This window comes from Enterobacter sp. BRE11 (assembly GCF_031844285.1).
In the GTDB taxonomy this organism is placed as follows: Bacteria; Pseudomonadota; Gammaproteobacteria; order Enterobacterales; family Enterobacteriaceae; genus Pantoea.
Genome location: NZ_JAUZUX010000010.1, coordinates 208,393 through 222,985 on the forward strand (window position 1 = coordinate 208,393; position 14,593 = coordinate 222,985).

The 14,593-nt window shown below is 57.1% G+C and carries 19 protein-coding genes; 14 read left to right on the plus strand and 5 right to left on the minus strand.

Going from position 1 to position 14,593, the window contains the following annotated elements:
- Nucleotides 1-19: 19 nt before the first annotated feature.
- The 11 genes from fliJ to Q9R34_RS12930 all read left to right on the plus strand — a co-directional run bounded on the left by fliJ (nucleotide 20) and on the right by Q9R34_RS12930 (nucleotide 9,074).
- Nucleotides 20-463 carry a flagellar export protein FliJ gene (gene fliJ / locus Q9R34_RS12880; RefSeq protein ID WP_434123067.1) on the plus strand — a complete coding sequence of 148 codons (444 nt, stop codon included), beginning with the start codon at nucleotides 20-22 and terminating at the stop codon, nucleotides 461-463.
- Complete coding sequence (locus Q9R34_RS12885) at nucleotides 460-1,725, plus strand: flagellar hook-length control protein FliK (RefSeq protein WP_485894173.1); 1,266 nt, start codon at nucleotides 460-462, stop codon at nucleotides 1,723-1,725. Before fliJ ends, Q9R34_RS12885 begins: the two co-directional genes overlap by 4 nt.
- Nucleotides 1,726-1,854: 129 nt before the next feature.
- Nucleotides 1,855-2,340, plus strand: coding sequence for a flagellar basal body-associated protein FliL (gene fliL, locus Q9R34_RS12890; RefSeq protein ID WP_434123065.1), 486 nt, complete (start codon nucleotides 1,855-1,857; stop codon nucleotides 2,338-2,340).
- Nucleotides 2,341-2,344: 4 nt separating this feature from the next.
- On the plus strand, nucleotides 2,345-3,352 hold the full coding sequence (fliM, locus tag Q9R34_RS12895) for a flagellar motor switch protein FliM (protein ID WP_123799740.1): 1,008 nt from the start codon (nucleotides 2,345-2,347) through the stop codon (nucleotides 3,350-3,352).
- On the plus strand, nucleotides 3,345-3,749 hold the full coding sequence (fliN, locus tag Q9R34_RS12900) for a flagellar motor switch protein FliN (RefSeq protein WP_033749826.1): 405 nt from the start codon (nucleotides 3,345-3,347) through the stop codon (nucleotides 3,747-3,749). The genes fliM and fliN overlap by 8 nt, the downstream gene beginning before the upstream one ends.
- A gap of 5 nt (nucleotides 3,750-3,754) precedes the next feature.
- On the plus strand, nucleotides 3,755-4,144 hold the full coding sequence (gene fliO, locus Q9R34_RS12905) for a flagellar biosynthetic protein FliO (RefSeq protein ID WP_434123326.1): 390 nt from the start codon (nucleotides 3,755-3,757) through the stop codon (nucleotides 4,142-4,144).
- Nucleotides 4,144-4,875: a flagellar type III secretion system pore protein FliP gene (fliP, locus tag Q9R34_RS12910; protein ID WP_434123324.1), complete on the plus strand. Its 732-nt coding sequence runs from the start codon at nucleotides 4,144-4,146 to the stop codon at nucleotides 4,873-4,875. Before fliO ends, fliP begins: the two co-directional genes overlap by 1 nt.
- A gap of 25 nt (nucleotides 4,876-4,900) precedes the next feature.
- A complete protein-coding gene (gene fliQ, locus Q9R34_RS12915) occupies nucleotides 4,901-5,170 on the plus strand; it encodes a flagellar biosynthesis protein FliQ (protein ID WP_434123064.1) in 270 nt (89 codons plus the stop codon).
- Nucleotides 5,170-5,955 carry a flagellar biosynthetic protein FliR gene (fliR, locus tag Q9R34_RS12920; RefSeq protein WP_434123063.1) on the plus strand — a complete coding sequence of 262 codons (786 nt, stop codon included), beginning with the start codon at nucleotides 5,170-5,172 and terminating at the stop codon, nucleotides 5,953-5,955. Before fliQ ends, fliR begins: the two co-directional genes overlap by 1 nt.
- 635 nt (nucleotides 5,956-6,590) lie before the next feature.
- Entirely contained in the window at nucleotides 6,591-7,226 is a 636-nt protein-coding gene (gene rcsA, locus Q9R34_RS12925; protein ID WP_033749830.1) for a transcriptional regulator RcsA, read from the plus strand.
- Nucleotides 7,227-7,361: 135 nt separating this feature from the next.
- Nucleotides 7,362-9,074, plus strand: coding sequence for a methyl-accepting chemotaxis protein (locus Q9R34_RS12930; RefSeq protein ID WP_485894177.1), 1,713 nt, complete (start codon nucleotides 7,362-7,364; stop codon nucleotides 9,072-9,074).
- Between the two features lie 100 nt (nucleotides 9,075-9,174).
- Here the strand turns inward: Q9R34_RS12930 and dsrB are convergent, their stop codons facing one another.
- A complete protein-coding gene (dsrB, locus tag Q9R34_RS12935; protein ID WP_434123061.1) occupies nucleotides 9,175-9,369 on the minus strand; it encodes a protein DsrB in 195 nt (64 codons plus the stop codon).
- 54 nt (nucleotides 9,370-9,423) lie between these two features.
- A complete protein-coding gene (locus tag Q9R34_RS12940; RefSeq protein WP_033749833.1) occupies nucleotides 9,424-9,582 on the minus strand; it encodes a YqaE/Pmp3 family membrane protein in 159 nt (52 codons plus the stop codon).
- Between the two features lie 359 nt (nucleotides 9,583-9,941).
- On the opposite strand from Q9R34_RS12940, the gene Q9R34_RS12945 reads away from it, so the two are divergent.
- The 3 genes from Q9R34_RS12945 (at nucleotide 9,942) to Q9R34_RS12955 (ending at nucleotide 12,562) form a co-directional block, all read left to right on the plus strand.
- On the plus strand, nucleotides 9,942-10,175 hold the full coding sequence (locus Q9R34_RS12945) for a DUF2525 domain-containing protein (protein ID WP_485894180.1): 234 nt from the start codon (nucleotides 9,942-9,944) through the stop codon (nucleotides 10,173-10,175).
- A 344-nt stretch (nucleotides 10,176-10,519) separates the two neighbouring features.
- Nucleotides 10,520-11,329, plus strand: a complete 810-nt coding sequence (locus tag Q9R34_RS12950) for a mannosyl-3-phosphoglycerate phosphatase-related protein (RefSeq protein WP_485894182.1) — start codon at nucleotides 10,520-10,522, stop codon at nucleotides 11,327-11,329.
- 12 nt (nucleotides 11,330-11,341) lie between these two features.
- A complete protein-coding gene (locus Q9R34_RS12955) occupies nucleotides 11,342-12,562 on the plus strand; it encodes a glycosyltransferase family protein (RefSeq protein WP_485894184.1) in 1,221 nt (406 codons plus the stop codon).
- On the opposite strand, the gene Q9R34_RS12960 is transcribed toward Q9R34_RS12955, so the two are convergent.
- The 3 genes from Q9R34_RS12960 to Q9R34_RS12970 form a co-directional block, all read right to left on the minus strand.
- Nucleotides 12,559-13,632: a diguanylate cyclase gene (locus tag Q9R34_RS12960; RefSeq protein ID WP_485894186.1), complete on the minus strand. Its 1,074-nt coding sequence runs from the start codon at nucleotides 13,630-13,632 to the stop codon at nucleotides 12,559-12,561. The two genes, Q9R34_RS12955 and Q9R34_RS12960, sit on opposite strands and share 4 nt — an antisense overlap.
- Before the next feature lie 75 nt (nucleotides 13,633-13,707).
- Entirely contained in the window at nucleotides 13,708-14,208 is a 501-nt protein-coding gene (locus Q9R34_RS12965) for a hypothetical protein (RefSeq protein WP_485894188.1), read from the minus strand.
- Nucleotides 14,209-14,317: 109 nt separating this feature from the next.
- The gene (locus Q9R34_RS12970; protein ID WP_434123054.1) at nucleotides 14,318-14,497 is read right to left on the minus strand and encodes a YodC family protein; all 180 of its coding nucleotides are present in this window, start codon (nucleotides 14,495-14,497) and stop codon (nucleotides 14,318-14,320) included.
- Nucleotides 14,498-14,593: the final 96 nt, after the last annotated feature.

Consider the following 14,593-nt stretch of genomic DNA (forward strand, 5'->3'; position numbering starts at 1 on the left):
GTAACGGGAGGAGTAAGCAATGAAGAGCGCCAGTGCCATCGACACGCTGCGCGATTTAGCGGAGCAGGATCTGGAAAAAGCGGTGATCCACCTCGGCGATATGCGCCGCGGCGTGCGCCAGGCGGACGAGCAGCTCACCATGCTGCTCGACTACCAGGATGAGTACCGCAACAAGCTAAACAGCGATATGTCGGGCGGCATCGCCACGACGCGCTGGACCAACTACCACCAGTTTATTCAGACGCTGGAGCAGGCGATCGAGCAGCATCGCGCTCAGCTGAGACAGTGGAACCAGCGCCTCGATCAGGCGCTCGCCAGCTGGCGCGAAAAGCAGCAGCGTCTTAATGCCTATCAGACGCTGATTAGCCGCGCGGCAGACAACGCATTACGAGTAGAAAACCGTCTCGATCAGAAACGGATGGATGAATACGCCCAACGGGCCGCATTGAGGAAAGGCGAATGATTACGCTGCCAAATATTGTCACCGCCGCCAGCGCGAAAGGCGAGCTGAAAAGTTCAGATTCCGCTGAGGTTTTGCACAGCGTCAAATCGCTGCCGCAGGCGTTTCTGACCGAGCTGGGCAACCGCCTGCTGACGATGGCGAAACAGCAGGGAAACGTAGCGCAATCTGCTGAAAGCGCAGAGGAAACTGAAGATGCGCCTGCAGCGAAGGGCCAGCTTGACGCCCTGCTGAACGCCTTTGGTAAAAAAGCGGATTTGAATGCGCTGCTGACGCCGGAAAATATTAAAGCCGCCACCAAATCCGCCGATGATAAGGATAAGGCGAGCGTAGAAACCTTAACCAGTCGAGAGGCGCAGGCGATGCAGGCGCTGTTTGCCATGCTGCCGACCTCGCCGGTTGCGCAGAGCAATGTTTCCGCCGCATCCGTCACCGCCGAGTCAGGTGCCGACGCGCGCCGCGGCGCGCTCGCTGGCAATGCGCTCTCCACGCTGAGCCAGGCGCTAAGCGCGTCGCCATCGGCATCGACCAGCGCGCCAGCGCACGCTGAGACGAAGGCGGGCCCAACGCAGCTGAACGCCGCATCAGCGGGCGCGGCAGCGAACACGGCCAGCGCCGGTGTGCCGCTGACGCTGGACGGCAGCTTTCAGCAGGCGCTGAGCCACATCAGCCGACAGGATGAAAAAAGCGCGCCGCTGACGCAAACGGACAGCAATGCGCTGACCAGCGCGCCGATCAGCAGCAGCGCCGCGCCGCTGATGACGCAGACCGCTTCGGCCACGACCAGCACGCCGTCAACGCCGATGCTCAATGCGCAGCTGGGCAGCGACGAATGGCAGCAGGCTCTGAGCCAGCAGATTGTCATGTTCACCCGCAACGGCCAGCAAAACGCCGAGCTGCGGCTGCATCCGGCTGACCTGGGCGCCATCCAGATCAGCCTGAAGCTGGATAACGACCAGGCGCAAATCAATATGGCCTCCAGCCACAGCCACGTCAGGGCCGCGCTGGAAGCCGCCCTTCCCCAGCTGCGTAACGCGCTGGCGGAAAGCGGCATTAACCTGGGACAGAGTCAGGTAAGCAGTGACAGCTTCGCGCAGAGCCAGGGCTTCCAGCAGCAGCAACAGCAGCAGGAGGCGCGCCGCGACGGACAGCACGGCACCTTCTCTCTCTCCCAGAATGACGATAGCGAGATAACGCCGATCGCCGTTCCCGCCGCCCTTCAGGCGCGCATCCTCGGCACCGGCGCTGTCGATACTTTTGCCTGACAGCGACAAACGCTGAAGGTAAGCGTAAAACCCGCGTCTTTTCTTCCCATTGTTTGACTTAAGACGCGGGATAATCTGTCCAGGCAAACCGAGAGGTTTGCCCATAATTCACAGGAATTTACTGCAAAAATGTCTGATAACGCGAAAGCAAAAGGCCGCAAACGTTCACTCTTAATTCCGGTGTTGCTCATTGTAACGCTGGCCGCTTGTAGCGTGGCAGGCTATGCAGTCTGGCGAATGATGAATAAACATGAGAGTGGTACCCCGGAAGCTGCGAAAGTAGAGCCGCCACCCGCTCCCGTCTTTTTTGCGCTTGACACCTTTACGGTCAACCTGGTCAATCCCGACAACGATCCGGACCGCGTGCTGTACGTAGGCTTTACCCTGCGTCTGCCGGACGAGGATACCCGTCGTCGGATGAGTGATTATCTGCCGGAAGTGCGTAGCCGCCTGCTGCTGCTGCTCTCGCGACAGAGCGCCGCCGCGCTGGCGTCGGAGCAAGGAAAGCAAGCGCTGATTGAACAGATTAAGCAGGTGCTGTCACCTCCGCTGGTGAAAGGACAGCCTGCGCAGGTGGTAAATGACGTACTGTTTACCGCCTTCATTTTGAGGTAAACCAATGGGCGATAGCATTCTCTCCCAGGCTGAAATTGACGCGCTGCTTAATGGCGACAGTGACAGCGCGGTAGATGAAAAGAGTCAAAGCGGGCCGGAAGGCGACATTCGTCCTTACGACCCTAATACCCAGCGTCGCGTGGTGCGCGAGCGTCTTCAGGCGCTGGAGATTATTAACGAGCGTTTCGCCCGACATTTCCGTATGGCGCTGTTTAACCTGCTGCGCCGCAGCCCGGATATCAGCGTCGGTGCGATCAAGATTCAGCCGTATCACGAGTTTGCCCGCAACCTGCCGGTGCCGACCAACCTGAATCTTATCCACCTGAAACCGCTGCGCGGAACGGCGCTGGTGGTGTTTTCGCCGAGCCTGGTGTTTATCGCCGTGGATAACCTGTTCGGCGGTGACGGCCGCTTCCCCACCAAGGTGGAAGGCCGGGAGTTCACCCATACCGAGCAGCGCGTGATCCGCCGCATGCTAAAGCTGGCGCTGGAAGGCTACAGCGACGCGTGGAAGGCGATCTACCCGCTAGAGGTGGAATATGTTCGCTCCGAAATGCAGGTGAAGTTCACCAATATCACCACCTCCCCGAACGATATCGTGGTTAACACGCCGTTCCAGGTGGAGATTGGCAACCTGGTGGGTGAGTTCAACATCTGTATTCCGTTTTCGATGATTGAGCCGCTGCGCGAGCTGCTGGTTAACCCGCCGCTGGAGAACTCCCGCACCGAGGATAACCACTGGCGTGAGAACCTGGTGAAACAGGTGCAGCATTCGGAACTGGAGCTGATCGCCCACTTTGCTGAAACCTCGCTGCGGCTGTCGCGCATTTTGCAGCTGAAGCCCGGCGATGTGCTGCCGATTGAGAAGCCAGAGCGCATTATCGCGCACGTCGATGGCGTTCCGGTACTGACCAGTCAGTACGGCACCATGAACGGCCAGTACGCCCTGCGCGTCGAGCATTTGATTAACCCGATTTTGAATTCGCTGAATGAGGAACAGCCCAATGAGTGACAGCAATAAACCGTCCGACGACATCTCTGCGGACGATCTGTGGGCTGAGGCGATGAATGAGCAGGCCGTTAGCAGCGCGCCGCAGGCCGACGACGTCTTCAAAACGTTCGAAAGCAGCGCCGCCGCCGGCTCGCTGCAGGACATCGACCTGATTATGGATATCCCGGTCAAGCTGACCGTCGAACTGGGCCGCACCAAAATGACCATCAAAGAGCTGCTGCGCCTGACGCAGGGTTCCGTGGTAGCGCTGGACGGTCTGGCGGGCGAGCCGCTCGATATCCTGATCAACGGCTACCTGATCGCCCAGGGCGAAGTGGTGGTGGTTAACGATAAATATGGCGTACGCATCACTGACATTATTACGCCGTCTGAACGTATGCGTCGTCTGAGCCGCTAAATATGATGAATACCCAATCCCACACGCAGCAGCCCGCCGCACCGGCTATCTCTGGCGGTTCCGTTGTGACCCAGGTCAGCAGCGTGCTGGCCGTGATTGTTCTGCTGATCCTCGCCTGCGCCTGGCTGGCGCGCCGCCTCGGCTTCGCGCCGAAGACGGTAAGCAGCCAGGCGCTGAAGGTGAGCGCCAGCGTGCAGGTCGGCCAGCGCGAACGCGTGGTGATTGTGGATACCGCTGAGGCGCGCCTGGTGCTGGGCGTGACGGCGGCGCAGATTACCCATCTGCACACGCTGCCGCCGGTCGCGCCGGATGCCCGTCCGGCCGCCGCGGCCGCGCCGCAAGATTTCCGTCAGCTGTTACAAAACCTGGTTAAACGTCCCGGAAAACCCCAATGATGCGTCGACTGCTCTCTCTTCTGCCGCTGTTACTGCTGGCGCCGGTCGCTCATGCCCAGCTGCCGGGACTGGTAAGCCATGCGTTGCCCAACGGTGGACAAAGCTGGTCGCTGCCGGTGCAGACGCTGGTTTTTATTACCTCGCTGACCTTTATTCCTGCCGTACTGCTGATGATGACCAGCTTTACCCGCATCATCATCGTGTTCGGCCTGCTGCGCAACGCCCTCGGCACGCCCTCCGCGCCGCCGAATCAGGTGATGCTCGGCCTCGCGCTCTTTCTGACCTTTTTTATTATGGCGCCGACCTTCGACAAGATTTACAACGACGCCTATCTGCCCTTTAGCCAGGACAAGATCGGCATGGACGTCGCACTGGAGAAAGGCGCGCAGCCGCTACGCGACTTTATGCTGCGTCAGACGCGCGAAGCGGACCTGGCGCTGTTCGCCCGACTGGCGAATACCCCGCCTATCGACGGGCCGGAAGCGGTGCCGATGCGCATTCTGCTGCCCGCCTACGTCACCAGTGAGCTGAAGACCGCGTTTCAGATCGGCTTTACCGTCTTTATCCCGTTTCTGATTATTGACCTGGTGGTCGCCAGCGTGCTGATGGCGCTGGGGATGATGATGGTGCCGCCAGCGACGATCTCGCTGCCGTTCAAACTGATGCTGTTTGTACTGGTGGATGGCTGGCAACTGCTGGTCGGATCACTGGCACAGAGCTTCTATTCCTGATTATTCCGATTTCCCGGAGAAACAAATGACGCCAGAATCCGTGATGTCAATGGGCCAGGATGCGCTGCGCCTGGCGCTAATGCTCGCCGCGCCGCTGCTGCTGGCGGCGCTGGTCAGCGGCCTGATTATCAGTTTGCTGCAGGCCGCAACCCAGGTGAACGAGCAGACACTTTCCTTCATACCGAAAGTGCTGGCCGTTGCAGCGACGGGCGTGATTGCCGGACCCTGGATGCTAAATCTGGTGCTGGACTATATCCGCACCCTCTTCAGCAACCTGCCTTATATGATCGGCTAATGGTTACTCTCGACAGCGGCCAGCTGGTTCACTGGGTCAGTCAGTTTTTCTGGCCGCTGGCGCGTATACTGGCGCTGTTCGCCACGGCGCCACTGCTGAGCGAGCGTGCTATCAGCAAACGCGTCAAAATTGGCCTGGCGGCGTTAATCACCTGGATAATGGTGCCAACGCTGCCTTCCGTCGAGGTCACGCTGTTTTCGCCCGCTGGCTTCTGGCTGCTGCTGCAGCAGATGCTGATTGGTATCGGGCTGGGGTTCACGATGCAGCTGGCGTTTGCTGCAGTGCGCCTCTCTGGCGAGGTGATTGGTCTGCAGATGGGCCTCTCTTTCGCCACCTTTTTCGATCCAGGCAGTCGTTTAAATATGCCGGTTCTGGCCCGTTTTCTCGACATGCTGGCGATGCTGCTGTTCCTTACCTTCAACGGGCACCTCTGGCTGATCTCGTTGCTGGCGGATAGTTTTCATACATTGCCAATTGGCGGACAGCCGTTAAACGCCAACGCCTTTAACGCACTGGTCAAAGCAGGCGGTTTAATTTTCCTTAATGGCATGATGTTAGCGCTACCCTTAATCGTTTTGCTGCTTCTGGTAAACCTGGTACTGGGTTTGTTAAACCGTGTTACACCTCAACTCTCTATTTTCGCCGTGGGCTTCCCGATTACCTTAACAGTGGGAATTTTGACTATGGGGCTGATGATGCCTCTGGTTGCGCCCTTCTGTGAGCATCTGTTCAGCGAAGTCTTTGATTTACTCGCCCAGTTTCTTTCGGAACTCTCTCACCCCTGATGATTAAGTATCTTACTATCACTCTGAAGTGATACTTAAGCCAGCTAAAACATTCTGTGCATTTTTCAAACCAGTTTTCTCAGAAATCAACTAAGGAAATTCTGATAATTGAGAAGCGACTCTGAAAATTATTCTTATTAAACCCCGCTTCAAGTATTTTATTTCACAGATTCCCGGCACAGCTAACCCGGTGGAATCATTGACAATATCGGCAACAGGTTGTTTTGGAACAAAAAAAATCCTTTAACGATTTTTCTTGTCAGGACCATTTTTTTCCGGCATTGTCAACACTCGCTAAAACGTCACATTTTCGCGAATCAAATGTTTTTAAGAATCGTCCTATCAGCATTGACTCTGATATGCGCGATAGTGACGAGGATCTCAAAACAGGGTGTTATGCACGCTTATTGCAAACCGCCAGCGATTCCCGCTATCACTGGCGGAATAAGTGACGTCAAGGCAGCACAAAAACAACTTTGCAGAAACGGGTCAGGGAAGAATACTTTTGGCAGGCGTATGGCCTGTCGCCAGACTGCTGAGCAGAATAAAAAAGTGTCTTAGAAATCTCTCTCGTACCGCAACGCGTAATTCATCGTTGATTTAAACGGATAACAAATTGGTGAGGGTCGCTAAACATGCCAACGATTATTATGGATTCATGCAACTACACACGCCTGGGATTATCGGACTATATGTCCTGTAAGGGAGTCAAAAAGAAAAACATCTTTTCTGTCTCCGATATTGAGCAATTACAGCAGCGCTGCGAACAGTTAAAACCTGGCGTAGTGTTTATTAACGAAGAATGTTTCATCCATGAATCCGATTCCAGCGACCGCATTAGAAATATTATTATGCAGCACCCGGAAACGCTGTTTTTCATCTTCATGGCTATTTCTAATATCCATTTTGAGGAATACCTCTACGTTCGTAAGAACTTGATTATTACATCAAAATCGATAAAAACAACGACACTTGACTCATTACTCAGCACCTATTTGCAGAAAAAGCTCAATGCGTCTACCCGTATTTCTTCAGGTCTGGATGTACACCCTCTGACGTTAAGTCAGACGGAGTCAAATATGCTGAAAATGTGGATGTCAGGCCATGACACCATTCAGATCTCAGACAAGATGCAAATTAAGGCCAAGACGGTTTCGTCACACAAAGGAAATATTAAACGCAAGATTAAAACCCATAACAAACAGGTTATCTATCATGTAGTGCGTTTAACTGACAATGTGACGTCAGGTATCTATGTCAATGTGAGATAATCAACTCGCGAAAGAACCGGCCGCCAGGCCGGTTTTTTTTTCGCCTTTTTTGCGAGCCAGATCTCACTCCGCTCCCTAACCCTTTCCCCTTCTCTGCCGATGTTAGTTTCATAACCCCGACATGAGATCAAGGATATGAACACACTACTGGATTCATCCACGCCGTCCAAAGCTGGCCTCTGGCGCAACCTGCGCCTGGTGCCGCTTTTCAGTATGATTTTCGGCGGTATTCTGCTGCTGTTTGCCCTCTGTATCGCCCTTGCCAGCTATTTTCTCATCCAGAGCAATCAGTCGCTTAAGGATGCCACTGACGAAATCCAGGTGCGTATGGGGCTCTCTAACAGCTCTAACCACCTGCGCACCGCGCGCCTCTATATTATTCAGGCGGGCGCCGCCGCCCGCATCGGCGAGATGGATGAGTTTCGAGCCAGCGTCGCCGCTACTGAGAAACGTATTCAGCAGGCGCAGGAGGGCTTTAAGATTTATCTGGCACGTAAAATTAAAAACCCCGAAGATATTGCACTTGATGCCCCGCTGACGGCGCGCTTCAACGACTATGTCGAAAAGGGGCTGAAGCCGATGATCAACGCCGGCAAGCAGGGCAGCTTCGAAGGCATTATTGCGCAGGAGACCGACGTCACGCGCAAACTCGATAATGCTTATAACGAGGTGCTGCTCCAGGCGATCAAACTGCGTACTCAGCGCGCCGAGGCGATTAACGCCATGGCGGAGCATCAGTCGCGTATCGGCTTTATCGCGATGGCGGTCGCCTTCGCCATCGCCTTGCTGCTGACGCTGATGACCTTTGTATTCCTGCGTCGCGTGGTGATCAGCCCGCTGCGCCAGTCGGTCGCGCGTATTGAGCGCATTGCCAAGGGCGACCTCACCGCCCCGCCGGAACCGCACGGCCGCAGTGAAATTGGCACGCTGCTGCATAATTTGCAGCTGATGCAGGATTCGCTGGTGAAAACCGTCGGCACGGTGCGTGAAGGCGCGGTGGCGATCTATCAGGGTTCCGGCGAAATCTCTGCCGGGAATACCGACCTGTCTTCCCGTACCGAACAGCAGGCCGCCGCGCTGGAGCAGACCGCTGCCAGCATGGAGCAGTTGACCGCCACGGTAAAACAAAACGCCGAAAACGCGCATCACGCCAGCCAGCTGGCGGCAGATGCCTCAGGCAAAGCCCGCAGCGGCGGCGAGCTGGTGAGCGGCGTGGTGAAAACCATGACCAATATCTCCGGCAGCTCAAAGAAAATCGCCGAAATCACCAACGTCATCAACAGTATCGCCTTCCAGACCAATATTCTTGCGCTGAACGCCGCGGTGGAAGCGGCGCGCGCGGGCGAGCAGGGCCGGGGCTTCGCGGTCGTGGCCAGCGAGGTGCGCAGCCTGGCGCAGCGCAGCGCCCAGGCAGCCAAAGAGATTGAGTCGCTGATTGCTGAGTCGGTCAATTTGATTAAAGACGGTTCGCATCAGGTAGGTGAAGCGGGCGAAACCATGGGTGAGATCGTCGAAGCGGTACGCCGCGTGACCGATATTATGGCGGAAATCGCCGCCGCCTCGGATGAACAGAGCCGCGGCATTCAGCAGGTCAGCCAGGCGGTTACCGAGATGGATAACGTCACGCAGCAGAACGCCTCGCTGGTGGAAGAGGCCTCGGCAGCCGCCGCATCGCTGGAAGATCAGGCGGGCAAACTCACCAGGGCTGTCGCCGCTTTTCGTCTGCAGGACAACCCGACGCTGACAACGGCAACGGCCGCCGCTGCCGCGCCCGCGCTGAAATCGCCGGGCCTGTCGCCACGCCCGGCGCTGGCGACGCCCGGCAACGATAACTGGGAAACGTTTTGAGGCGCCTTTATCCGTATTGAATCAGCATAAAATAAGGCGCCGTCAGGCGCCTTATTATTGCTGCAATGTTCAGAGAGAATAAAAGCAAAGCGCTGTGCCGCTATTCCGCCAGATAAGGCTCAACAAATATTCCTTCCGGATGGTCGCCCTCATTAAAAAACCAGATGCCGAGCGGATAATCTTCCAGCGCCACCAGATACATAACCCCTTCGTTGAATGGCTCTACGGCGAGAACAGTGCCGAGGCGGCGCGGGCCGCCATCGGTCTTCACGGTGACGCGGTCATTGACCTTCATGCGCGTTGCTCCTGATGATTTTCCTGTGCATCAGTGTAAACGATGAGGCCCGCCTCAGCGACGCGCAATCACCCAAACCGCATGAATAATGCCGGGGATATAGCCGCACAGCGTCAGGAGAATATTGAGCCAGAAGGCGCCGCCAAAACCGACCTGCATAAATACGCCCAGCGGCGGCAAAATAATGGCGATAATAATGCGTAACAGATCCATGGTCTCTCCTTGTCGCGTTATGGGTTAACTTCGCCTGTAACTATAGACGATGCCGCTGATTACAAAGGAAAAACCAGGTAAATTTACGTAAGCGGGCACTTTTTCGCTTTCTTAACGTTTCGCTACAAGAGTTCTGACACGGTAACCTTTTACACTTCTTTTACTGCTCCACCCCAAAGGGGCAGTCAACCTAAAAGTAACAAGGATTTTGCCCGCGCAGCGCGGGCTTTTTTTTGCCTGCTGCTTTTCCCGCCGCAAAGTTATTCGCCTGCCCAGACCGCCGTCTATACTTAGTCGATCCGTCGCACTCTGTGGTCGGAGAGAAGCAAACTATCCTTTTAGACAAAAGGAGAGCGATGATGGCGCAAACCAAACAGGGTAGCCCTGACCTTCAGCCCGATGAAAACTCTGATGTGGAATCGCTGCTCGACAGCCTGCCGCGCAGCACGGCGGTTCTCACGCAACCCCTTCCCGAGGCGGACAACAGCCGCCATCTCAGAACCGGCGGCCGAGCCTGGGGAAGCAGTATTGAGCTGGCGGACGAATATGAACTTGATATTCGCGACTGTACCTGTAACGAGATGAACCGCTAACCGCAGGCCAAAAAAACCCGGCAGGGAGCGCCGGGAAAGTAATTACGTAAATTCGTTACATCAGGAAATACTTAATACCTTTGCAGAATACGCCTGACCGGCATTAAGACAACTCCTGGCTATGCACAATACTGCTGCCCTTTTTGTTTATACCCTCTGATGTTACCGGAAACAGCCTGACTTCAGGCGCTTTGCACCATGCGTTTTTTGTGCATCCCGTTTCGCTTTACCGCTGCGTTTTAAGAATTATCCTGGAAGTGCCGCCCGTCAGGAGAAAAGCAGGCGCAATTCTCCATCAGCTATAATACTGAAAATCCGCCAGTTAATGTCGCAAGGAGCCTGCTATGCCCAGTTTGCAACAGCCGCTGTTAGTGATTACCGATCTGGATGGTTCCCTGCTCGATCATCATACCTACCGCTGGGATGCCGCCGCAGACTGGCTGGCCGAGCTGCAGCGCCAGCAGGTACCGGTCGTGCTCTGCTCCAGTAAAACCGCTGCGGAAATCGCGCCGCTGCAAAAGCGCCTCGGCCTGACGGATACGCCCTTTATCGCGGAAAACGGCGCGCTGGTGCAGATGTCGGCGCAGCGACGCGAGCGCATCCCGCCGGAGAGCCTTGCCTATGAGGCGCTCTGCCGCACGCTGAATACGCTCCAGTCGGGCTTTCGCTTTCAGGGCTTCAGCCGCTTCACCGATGTCGAAGTGGCCGCGATGACCGGTCTTGCCGAAAGCGACTCGGCGCTGGCGCGCCAGCGCGAAGCGTCGGAAGTGATTGTCTGGCGCGATGACGAAGAGAAGCTGGAGGCGTTTCGCGCCGCGCTGGCGCAGCACCAGCTGCAGCTGACGCAGGGCGGACGCTTCTGGCACGTTATGCCCGCAGGCAGCGGCAAAGGCGAAGCGCTGCGCTGGCTGCTTAGCCAGTATGACAGTGCGCCCGCCACCATCGGCCTCGGCGACGGCCCCAACGACGCGCCGATGCTGGATGCGGTTGACTACGCCGTGGTGATAAAAGGCTACAGCAAAACGCCGGTCACGCTGACCCGACAAGACAAGCAGCGGATCTACCATACGGCGCACTACGGCCCCGAGGGCTGGAAAGAGGGACTCGACTATTTTCTGACCCAGCCCGATGAAGCCGCAACCACTGATGATTAAAAGGATGGCGCGATGAGTGATTTTTATCAGAATGGCGTGATTACCAATTTCCACAATCTGACCAACCGCAGCGTTGAGTCGCTGGAAAAAGAGATGGTGCGCTTCGCGCGCAAGCGCAAAATGGGGCTGATTCTCCCGTCGCTCTTCTCTGAACTGGAAGGGCCGGCGCTGGGCAATATCGTCGATGAGCTGGCCAAAGTGCCCTACCTCGACGAGATCGTTATTGGGCTCGATCGCGCCGACCGCGATCAGTTCCTCTTCGCGCGCGAATTTTTTTCGCACCTGCCGCAGCGCCACCGCATTTTATGGAATGACGGCCCGCGCCTGAAGGCGATTGACGCCGAGCTGGATAAAGAGGGGCTTTCGCCTTCTCAGCCCGGCAAAGGACGCAACGTCTGGTTCTGCACCGGCTTCACCCTCGCCTCGGACCGCACCCAGTGCGTGGCGCTGCACGACTGCGATATCGTGACTTACGAACGCGGCATGCTGGCGCGCCTGCTCTATCCGCTGGCGAACCCGGCGTTTCAGTATGAGTTCTGCAAAGGGTTTTACGCACGCGTCGCCGACGGCAAGCTAAACGGCCGCGTGGGCCGCTTGCTGGTCGGTCCGCTGCTGCGCTCGCTGCAAAAGGTGTATGGCCACTCGGAGTATCTCGACTATCTTGCCAGCTTCCGCTATCCGCTGTCGGGCGAATTCGCCATGCGCACCCATGTGCTCAACGGCATTAAAATTCCCGGCGACTGGGGGCTGGAGATTGGCGTGCTGTCGGAAATCTACCGCAACTACACCACGCGTCAGACCTGCCAGGTGGAGATCGCCGACAACTATGATCATAAGCATCAGCCGCTGGCGGAAGATGACGGCACCGGCGGCCTGAAGCGTATGAGCAGCGATATCGTGCAGTCGCTGCTGCGTAAGCTGGCGACGATGGGCGTGCCGCTTACCAGCGACTCGTTCCGCGTGCTGAAGGCGACCTACTACCGCAACGCGCTCGATATCATGGAGACCTACAACCACGAAGCGGCGATGAACGGCCTGAAGTTTGACCAGCATATCGAGGAAGCGGCGGTAGAGATGTTCACCCAGTCGATTCTGGAGGCGGGACAGGCCTTTATCGAACGTCCTAACGACAAGCCGTTTATTCCCAGCTGGAGCCGCGTCCAGTCCGCCTTCCCCGATATTCTGCAGCGTATCTATCAGGCGGTGGAAGAGGATAACGCCGGCAACGTCTAACCTCCGGCGACTACGCGGTTGCGGCCCTGACGTTTCGCCAGATAGAGACGGTGGTCCGCTTCCGCCTGCAGGCGCGTCGCCTGGTAGTCGCCCCGCTCTTCGCTGCTGGCGACGCCTGCAGAGAGCGTCACGCTAAAAGCGTGGCTGGCGTTGACCAGAATGGTTTTTTCCGCCAGCCGCGCGCGCATCCGTTCCGCGACCTCTTGCGCCTCCGCCAGCCCGGTCTCTGGCAGCAGCACGCAGAACTCTTCGCCGCCGACCCGGCCGGCCAGATCCTTTTCCCGCAGCGCCTGGGAAATAATCGCCGCGACGCGTATCAGCGCCTGGTCGCCCGCCTGATGACCCCAGGTATCGTTTACGGCTTTAAAGTGGTCGATATCGAGCTGGATGACCGTCAGCGGCGCGTGAAGCGCACGACAGCGCGCTACCTCTACGTCGAAGCGTTCGAAAAAGGCGCTGCGGTTAAGCAGCCGCGTCAGGCCGTCATAGCTGGCACGCCACGCCAGCCGCTCGGAGAGCTGGCTCAGCCGCCGTACCAGACGCACAATGATTTGATGTGCCAGCAGCAGTAGCAGCACGAACAGCAGCCACATCGTCAGCATAAACAGCATGGCGCGTCCTAAATCCTGGCGCAGCCCCTGTGCCAGGGTTTGCTGGTTCACCAGATAGCCGTCGACGTTTTTTAGCCTGCTCCAGCTGATGAACTGCTGCTCCAGCCGCAGCGTGCCCTGCGGCTGCCGCGCAATCTGCGCATAGAGCCGCTGCCGTGCCTTTTCGCTCAACGGCTTGCCGTCCGGCGCGTCAAGGGAGGCCACAGGCTGCTGCGCTTTGTCGAGCAGCAGCACGCTGCCCAACAGCGCGCTGCGACGCATCGTGCTCAACTGGCTGGCGATACGCTGCTGGGTGAAATCCATCGACAGTGCGCCATACCAGTAGCCGTTATAGAGGATGGGCGTCGTTGCCGTCAGCATGGCCCCCTCCTTTTCCGCGCCCTGATAGACGCCCGACCAGCGCAGCTGCGGTGGGGGCGCCAGCGTCGCCATCGCCCTGAACCAGGGGCGCGAAACCATGGTGGCATAGCTGGCTGAGACCGCGGAAAGCGTTTGCGGCGGACGCGAGCTGATAAAGAAGCCCGCGCGCGAGGTTTACCAGAAACGCGAGTGAAAATCGGCTGCCGCATCGCTGAACTGCAAAATGAAACTGAACTCCAGCGCCGCAAGCAGCTCCTCATGGAGCCGCGCCTCATCACGCTGCAGCAGCGCATCCTGCGCCAGCCAGCTGTCGCCGACGCCGTTTATTGGCATGCTGCGCGGCATATTGAGTCGCAGCTGCCAGGCGGGCTGCGAGCGCAGCTGCTGAAACTGCGCCAGCGCATGGCGCGCATGATGAGGATCGAGTGGATGCGCCAGCGCATAGGTAAGCATGCGGCGGTAGTAGATCATCCCGTCAATACTCTCCTGAAACTGACTCTCCAGCCTGCTCTGCATCTCCGTCAGCGCGGCGCGCTGACGATCTTCATAGTTGCTTTTCAGGATATGGAGTTCGCGCCATGTCAGAAAGAAAGAGAAGAGAAAGACCGCTAAAAACAGGAGATGAACGCGCAGTTCAGGAGATAATTTTCGCACGGAGAGCGGCAAAGCAGCCATTAGCAACGGTGCTCCGAATAACTGAGATCGGGTGAGTATAACAGGCGTGGGAAAGTAAAAAATGCGGGAAGTCACGGGGGATGGTCAGCGCATCCCCGTTGAACAGCGCTTAGCTGGCGAGCGGACTCTCAGAAATCGCGTGGCTCAGCTCATCCTGATGAAAGGCTTCGCGGCGCACGGCGTAGCCGTCATACCAGCGACACTCCACCATGCCACTGGCGTAGCCGGTAACCACCATGGCAGGCCCGCCCTCTTTATGCTGCACCTCATCGCTAATCGTAAAGCTCATTACGCCTCCCTCCTCTGACCGTTGACTGAACCATTTTATCTATAGCAGCCATCTGGACATCCTGCCCGTAAAGGCAGGGAAAAAAGCGTAAATTCA

Bases quoted from the DNA above. Each gene is read 5' to 3' on its own strand.
- fliJ (WP_434123067.1), top strand. From the start codon at position 20: ATGAAGAGCGCCAGTGCCATCGACACGCTGCGCGATTTAGCGGAGCAG.
- Q9R34_RS12885 (WP_485894173.1), top strand. From the start codon at position 460: ATGATTACGCTGCCAAATATTGTCACCGCCGCCAGCGCGAAAGGCGAG.
- fliL (WP_434123065.1), top strand. From the start codon at position 1,855: ATGTCTGATAACGCGAAAGCAAAAGGCCGCAAACGTTCACTCTTAATT.
- fliM (WP_123799740.1), top strand. From the start codon at position 2,345: ATGGGCGATAGCATTCTCTCCCAGGCTGAAATTGACGCGCTGCTTAAT.
- fliN (WP_033749826.1), top strand. From the start codon at position 3,345: ATGAGTGACAGCAATAAACCGTCCGACGACATCTCTGCGGACGATCTG.
- fliO (WP_434123326.1), top strand. From the start codon at position 3,755: ATGAATACCCAATCCCACACGCAGCAGCCCGCCGCACCGGCTATCTCT.
- fliP (WP_434123324.1), top strand. From the start codon at position 4,144: ATGCGTCGACTGCTCTCTCTTCTGCCGCTGTTACTGCTGGCGCCGGTC.
- fliQ (WP_434123064.1), top strand. From the start codon at position 4,901: ATGACGCCAGAATCCGTGATGTCAATGGGCCAGGATGCGCTGCGCCTG.
- fliR (WP_434123063.1), top strand. From the start codon at position 5,170: ATGGTTACTCTCGACAGCGGCCAGCTGGTTCACTGGGTCAGTCAGTTT.
- rcsA (WP_033749830.1), top strand. From the start codon at position 6,591: ATGCCAACGATTATTATGGATTCATGCAACTACACACGCCTGGGATTA.
- Q9R34_RS12930 (WP_485894177.1), top strand. From the start codon at position 7,362: ATGAACACACTACTGGATTCATCCACGCCGTCCAAAGCTGGCCTCTGG.
- dsrB (WP_434123061.1), bottom strand. From the start codon at position 9,369: ATGAAGGTCAATGACCGCGTCACCGTGAAGACCGATGGCGGCCCGCGC.
- Q9R34_RS12940 (WP_033749833.1), bottom strand. From the start codon at position 9,582: ATGGATCTGTTACGCATTATTATCGCCATTATTTTGCCGCCGCTGGGC.
- Q9R34_RS12945 (WP_485894180.1), top strand. From the start codon at position 9,942: ATGGCGCAAACCAAACAGGGTAGCCCTGACCTTCAGCCCGATGAAAAC.
- Q9R34_RS12950 (WP_485894182.1), top strand. From the start codon at position 10,520: ATGCCCAGTTTGCAACAGCCGCTGTTAGTGATTACCGATCTGGATGGT.
- Q9R34_RS12955 (WP_485894184.1), top strand. From the start codon at position 11,342: ATGAGTGATTTTTATCAGAATGGCGTGATTACCAATTTCCACAATCTG.
- Q9R34_RS12960 (WP_485894186.1), bottom strand. From the start codon at position 13,632: ATGGTTTCGCGCCCCTGGTTCAGGGCGATGGCGACGCTGGCGCCCCCA.
- Q9R34_RS12965 (WP_485894188.1), bottom strand. From the start codon at position 14,208: ATGGCTGCTTTGCCGCTCTCCGTGCGAAAATTATCTCCTGAACTGCGC.
- Q9R34_RS12970 (WP_434123054.1), bottom strand. From the start codon at position 14,497: ATGAGCTTTACGATTAGCGATGAGGTGCAGCATAAAGAGGGCGGGCCT.